The organism is Streptomyces poriferorum (assembly GCF_019399235.1).
GTDB lineage: Bacteria > Actinomycetota > Actinomycetes > Streptomycetales > Streptomycetaceae > Streptomyces > Streptomyces poriferorum.
In genome coordinates, this window is sequence record NZ_JAELVH010000378.1 from 1 (window position 1) to 6230 (window position 6230).

Here is a 6230-nt window from a genome sequence, read left to right on the forward strand (position 1 = left end):
GAGTAGTCGTTCCAGCCACGGGAGGTGGCCGTGACGGCGGTGGGGGCGGCTGCAGCAGCGGTGGCCGTGGGGGTGGCGACTGCGGCGACGGCGAGGAACAGTGCGGCGAGGGCGGTCCGCGCACGTGGGGTACGCGGCGCACGGGTCCAGGGCAGCATCGTGTGGTCTCCTTGCGGCTCAAGGGAGTTGCGATGTCTGTGCACCCTGCGGCCCGGACCACAAGTTCTGACGATGTTCTACGTGCTCATGCCAACTTACGCACGGGTAAGGTTGCGTGGGAAGTTACGCGTCGGTAAAAAATGACCCGGCAGTAACCGCAGCTTCAGGACAGTTCCCGACGCGCAGGTCAGGCCGCGAGTCGCCCCGGCATCACGGCCCGTGGCCCGAATCTCGCCCGCAGCCGGTCCGCGACCGCCTCGATCCGCCGGGCCCGCTCGTCGACCGGGTCGAAGGTCAGCTGGTGCGCGGCCCGTCCGGCCTCGCCGAGCCCCTCGGCACGCAGCGCGATCCCCCGCACCCGGGCCCGCTGCAGGGCGAACGAGTCATGGATCCGGTAGGCGAGCGCGGTGAGCTCCGCGGAGTGCGCGGTGGGTTCGCGGAGCGTACGGCTGCGGGTCAGCGTCGCGTACCCGGTCCGGTCTGCGTAGCGCACGGAGACCGCGAGCGAGCGGCACACCTGCCCCTCGCCGCGCATCCTCGCCCCCAGCTCCTCGGTGAGCGACATGAGCGCACGCCGCTGCCGCTCGCGGTCCAGCTCGTCGCGCGGGAAGGTCCGTTCGGCGGCGAGCGAGCGGGCCGCGGCGTTCGGCACGACCCTCGTGCGGTCGATGCCGTGCGCCCGCTCCCACAGCTCGCGCCCGGTCCGCACCCCGGTGATCCGTTGCAGGGTGCCGAGCGGGGCGGCCGCGATCCGGCCGACGGAGTCGAGCCCGTATCCGCACAGGGTGCGGGCCGTCGCCGCCCCGACGCCGTCCAGCGCGGCGGCCGGCCGGCCCGCGAGGAAGGCGGCGGCACCGCCGGCGGGCACCACGAAGGTCGTTCCGGGCGCGGCCTGCCGTACCGCCATCCGGGCCAGCATCGGGTTCTCGGCGGCCCCGATCGCGCAGTCCACGCCGTGCAGGGCCAGCGCGCGGACCCGGATCACCGAGGCAAGACCCGCCACGTCCCGCCCGAAGTAGCGCAGCGCGCCCCGGACATCGGCGAGTGCGCCGTCCGGCGGCGCCGCCTCGACGAGAGGGGTGAACGAACCGAGCAGGGCGAGCAGCCCCGTGTAACCGGCGCCGTCCGGGAGGCCGCCTCCGACCCGGCGGAACCGCAGACAGAGAATCCCGGCCTGCTCACCCACCCCGCTCACCGCACTCATCTCGCCCACCTCGCTCACCGCACTCATCTCACCCACCCTGCTCACCCCATCCATCTCACCCACCCCACTCACCCCGCACTCCCCGGGCTCTGATGCCACAGCTTCCTTCCGGTGGGTGCTCCTTCGCCGGGCGGCTGGAGGTCGGACCAGGGGTTCATCTCGTAACCGGTGGGCATCCGGATCCGGCGGCCGTCATCGGCGGCGGCCGCCTCCTCCTTCGCCTTCTTCTCCTCCTCCTTCTCCGGAGCGGGTACCTCCGCCAGCCGGGCCGCGACCGCGTCGAGTCCGCCGGTGCGCCGCAGTTCGGCCAGCTCGGCCAGGTTCCAGGCGGCCGCGCCGACCACGCTCAGGCTCTGCGGCCCGCGCCGCTGCACCACCCCCCGCACCAGCAGCAGCCAGGAGTGGAAGACGGTGTACGCGCAGTCGGCGTGGCTGTCGTCGAAGAAGGCCAGGTCGACCAGGCCCGTACCGTCGTCCAGGGTGGTGAAGACGACCCGTCGCCCGGAGCGGATGGGCGGGGTCTGGGTGGCCGCCTTGGCACCCGCGACCAGCACGGTGTCTCCGTGCCGCGCCTCGCGCAGCCGCTTGGCCGAGACCGCGCCGAGCTCCTTCAGGAAGGCATGGTGATCGCCCATCAGATGGCGTGAGACATCCATGCTCAGCACACCCAGTTCGGCGCTGAGCCGCTCCGCCTCGTTGAGGTCGGGCAGGCCGATGGAGCCGGTCCGGTGCCCGCCGCCGAGCGGAAGCTGTGCGCCCGAGCCCCCGGAGCCCGCGCCGCGCTGGGCGCGGTGGAGTTCGGACAGGTGCAGCAGCAGATCGCGGCGGTTGGCGCCGAACGCGTCCAACGCACCGACCTGGGCCAGCCGTTCGGCGGCGGGCTTGCCCGGACGGGACCGCTGCCAGAAGTCCAGCAGCGAGGTGTAGGGCTGCCCGGCCTCGATCCGGCCGACCTCGGCCGCGCTGATCCCATGGACGTCCGAGAGCGCCAGCCGCAGCCCCCAGGCCTTCCGCGCACCCTCCCCTTCTCCCTCATCAGACACCAGTTCGATTCGATGGGCGGCCGCCGACCGGTTCACATCCAGTGGCAGCACCGGGACCCCGCGCCGCCGGGCATCCGCGAGCAGCAGCCGCTTCGGGTACATCCCCGGGTCATGGGTGAGCAGCCCGGCGTAGAAGGCCGCCGGGTGATGCGCCTTCAGCCAGGCCGACTGGTACGTCGGTACGGCGAAGGCCACCGCGTGCGCCTTGCAGAAGCCGTAGCTGCCGAACGCCTCGATGATCTCCCAGGCACGGGCGATCACCTCCGCGTCGTACTTCCGGGCCGCCGCGTGCTGCGCGAACCAGAGCCTGATCCGGCCCTGCGACTCGGGGTCGGAGAGCCCGCGCCGGACCCGGTCGGCCTCGCCCCGGCCGCAGCCGGTCATGAGGTTGACCATCTCGATGATCTGCTCGTGGAAGACCACCACTCCATACGTCTCGCGCAGCGGTCCCTCCAGGTCGGGATGCGGATAGCGGACCGGTGCCCGGCCGTGCCGGGCCTCGATGAACGGGCGCACCATGTCGGCGGCGACCGGGCCGGGCCGGAACAGCGAGATGTCGACCACCAGGTCGTGGAAGGTGGCGGGCTGGAGCCTGCCGACCAGATCGCGCTGGCCGGGCGACTCGATCTGGAAACAGCCCAGCGTCTCGGCGGATCTGATCAGCCGGTACGTCTCCGGGTCCCCCGGCTCCACGGCGTCCAGGTCCACTTCCTCACCCGAGGCCCGCTTCACCTCCGCGACCGCGTGCGCCATCGCCGACTGCATCCGTACACCGAGCACATCGAGCTTGAGCAGCCCGAGGTCCTCCACGTCCTCCTTGTCGAACTGCGCCATGGGAAGGCCTTCACCGCTGGTGGGCATGACGGGGGTGCGGCGCAGCAGTGAGGCGTCGGAGAGGAGGACCCCGCACGGGTGCATGGCGATGCCGCGCGGCAGTGCGTCGAGCGCTTCCACCAGCTCCCACAGCCGTCCGTACTTCTCCTTCGTCCTCGCCACTTCCCGCAGTTCGGGCAGTTCCTCCATGGCTGCGAGGGCGTCGCGGGCCCGGATGTGCGGGAAGGCCTTGGCGAGCCGGTCGGTCTCGGCCGGGTTCATGGAGAGCGCGGCGCCGACGTCGCGGATGGCGTGGCGCACCCGGTAGGTCTCGGGCATGGCGACGGTGGCGACCCGTTCGGCGCCGAAGCGGCCGATGATCGCGCGGTAGACGTCGAGGCGGCGGGCCGACTCGACGTCGATGTCGATGTCGGGCAGCACGAAGCGGCGCTTGGACAGGAAACGCTCCATCAGCAGCCCGTGCTCGACCGGGTCGGCGTGGGCGATGCCGAGGAGGTGGTTGACCAGGGAGCCGGCCCCGGAACCGCGCGCGGCCACCCGGACCCTCATCTCCCGTACGTCGTCCACCACCCGGGCGACCGTGAGGAAGTACGAGGCGAAGCCGTGGTGGGCGATGATGTCCAGTTCGTGGTGCATCCGGTCCCAGTACTCGCGCCTGCGGTCGTAGCCGCGCAGCACCATGCCCGCGGCGGCACGGGAGGCCAGCACCCGCTGGGCGGTGCGCCGGTCCGCGCCGACGAGGTGCGGTTCGGGGAAGTGGACGGAGCCGAGGCCGATGTCGCCCCGGGGGTCGACCACGCAGGCGTCGGCGGTGTGCCGGGTCTCCGCGAGCAGTCGCGCCCCGGCGCCGGGCCCGAGTCCGGCGGCGGAGGTGATCCGCTCGGCGGTCTCCGCCATCGCACGGGCGTCCTTGAGCCAGCGCTCACCGCTGTCGAGCGGGGCGCGGCGCGGGTCGACGGGGACGAGCCCGCGGGCGGAGTCGAGCACATCGGCGACCGGGCCCTGCCCCGGATCGGCGTACCGGACGGCATTGGTCAGCACGGCCCGTATCCCCTGCTCGGCGGCGAAGCCGACGGTACGGGCGGCGAGCCGCAGCGAACCGGGGCCGGTGCCGTCGCGCCCGTGGTGGACGGCTTCGAGCCGCAGGTCGTCGCCGTACACCTCCCGCCAGGGGGCGAGCAGGGCGGCGGCCCGGTCGGGGCGGCCGGCGGTCAGCGCCCTGCCGACCTCGGAGGCGGGTCCGAGCAGCACGGTGAGCCCTTCGGCAGGCAGCGCGGAGCGTTCGACCAGGGGCCGGCCACCGTCGGGTACGGCCGCGTGGGCGGCGGTGACGAGGCGGCACAGCTCGGCCCAGCCCTGGGCGCCGTCGCGGGCGAGGAAGGTGGCCCGGGGTGCGGATTCATCGACAAAGGCACCACCGCGGACCGGGGTCCGCAGCCGGGACGTACGCCCGTCGCCCTCCGCACGCACGGCGGGGGCCACGGCAAGATCCACTCCGAAGAGCGGCCGCACCCCCGCCCGCTCACAGGCCTTGGCGAACCGGACCGTACCCGCCAGGGTGTCGCGGTCGGTCAGCGCGAGGGCATCCATCTCCCGTTCCGAGGCGCGCTCCGCCAGCCGCTCCGGGTGCGAGGCCCCGTACCGCAGGGAGAACCCGGAAACGGTATGCAGATGCGTGAACCCGGGCACCCGCACCTCCTGAACCAATCCGTACTCACCACCCCCTCGCTCTCCACCATAGACCAAGTTTCGAACATTCGTACGATATCCGGTGCGCGGGCCACCCTCCCCGCCCCTCAGCCATTCGGCCCGGCCCCGACTGCGTGAACGACGAGCACCCAGGACCGTGGGGTCATGACTTTCGTCGACGAGGTGAAGAACGCCGTCACTCCACGGGCCGCGCTGCTCGTCATCGGCGTACTGGCATTGCAACTGCTGTTCATCGCGTCCTATATCGGAGCGCTCCACAACCCGAAGCCGACGGATGTCCCCTTCGGCGTCGTCGCACCCCAGCAGGTGTCCGCCCGGCTCGTCACCGAACTGAAGAACCTCCCCGGCGATCCCCTGGACCCCCGCACGGTCACCGACGCGGCGACCGCCCGCCAGAAGATCCTCGACCGCGAGATCGACGGCGCCCTGATCGTCAACCCCCGGGGCACGACCGACGCCGTACTGGTCGCCTCCGGCGGGGGCACCGTCCTGGCCACCTCCCTGACGAAGATCATCAAGGAGGTCGAGCTAACCCAGCACCGCACCGCCCGCGCCGTGGACGTGGCCCCGGCCTCGGACCAGGACTTCGACGGGCTCTCCTCGTTCTACCTGGCCGTGGGCTGGTGCGTGGGCGGCTACCTCTGCGCCTCGATCCTGGCGATCAGCGCGGGCAGCCGTCCCGCCAACCGTCAGCGCGCGGTGATCCGGACCGGTGTCATGGCGCTGTACTCGATCGCGGGCGGGATCGGCGGCGCGATCATCATCGGCCCGATCCTCGGAGCCCTGCCCGGATCCTTCTGGGGAATGTCGGGCCTGGGCGCACTGACCGTCTTCGCGGTCGGCATGATCACGCTCGCCCTGGAGGCGCTCACCGGCATCGTCGGCATCGGCCTGGCCGTCCTGATCGTGGTGATCGCGGGCAACCCGAGCGCGGGCGGCGCCTTCCCGCTCCCGATGCTCCCGGACTTCTGGCGGGCGATCGGCCCCGCCCTGCCGCCGGGGGCCTCCACCTGGACGGCACGCTCGATCGCGTACTTCAGGGGCAACGCGGTGACCGGGCCGCTGCTGGTGCTCTCCGCGTGGGCGGTGGTGGGCACGGTCATCACCCTGCTGATGGCGATGCGGAGGAAGCCGGACGAGGCGGAGGCGACGGCGGAGGCGGCCACGGGACCGGGGGCGGGGACGGGCGACGCCGGGTCGACCCTGGCGTAGCGAGCACCATCCCGGCCAGGGGACCGCCCGCCCCGACGGGAGGTCCCCCTCCGCCCACGAGACACCGC

The 6230-nt window shown here is 72.6% G+C and carries 3 protein-coding genes; 1 reads left to right on the forward strand and 2 read right to left on the reverse strand.

Annotated features, from left to right (window positions below; translation table 11 throughout):
- Nucleotides 1–346 precede the first annotated feature (346 nt).
- Together JGS39_RS36235 and JGS39_RS36240 are read right to left on the reverse strand one after the other, a co-directional pair.
- Nucleotides 347–1363, reverse strand: coding sequence for a DNA polymerase Y family protein (locus JGS39_RS36235; protein ID WP_219574016.1), 1017 nt, complete (start codon nt 1361–1363; stop codon nt 347–349).
- Nucleotides 1364–1431: 68 nt separating this feature from the next.
- Complete coding sequence (locus tag JGS39_RS36240) at nt 1432–4929, reverse strand: DNA polymerase III subunit alpha (RefSeq protein ID WP_219574014.1); 3498 nt, start codon at nt 4927–4929, stop codon at nt 1432–1434.
- A 165-nt stretch (nt 4930–5094) separates the two neighbouring features.
- Between JGS39_RS36240 and JGS39_RS36245 the strand changes: the two genes are divergently transcribed.
- The gene (locus tag JGS39_RS36245; RefSeq protein WP_219574015.1) at nt 5095–6162 is read left to right on the forward strand and encodes a DUF3533 domain-containing protein; all 1068 of its coding nucleotides are present in this window, start codon (nt 5095–5097) and stop codon (nt 6160–6162) included.
- Nucleotides 6163–6230: the final 68 nt, after the last annotated feature.

Coding starts and splice junctions, on each gene's coding strand:
- JGS39_RS36235 (WP_219574016.1), bottom strand. CDS start 1,363: ATGAGTGCGGTGAGCGGGGTGGGTGAGCAGGCCGGGATTCTCTGTCTG.
- JGS39_RS36245 (WP_219574015.1), top strand. CDS start 5,095: ATGACTTTCGTCGACGAGGTGAAGAACGCCGTCACTCCACGGGCCGCG.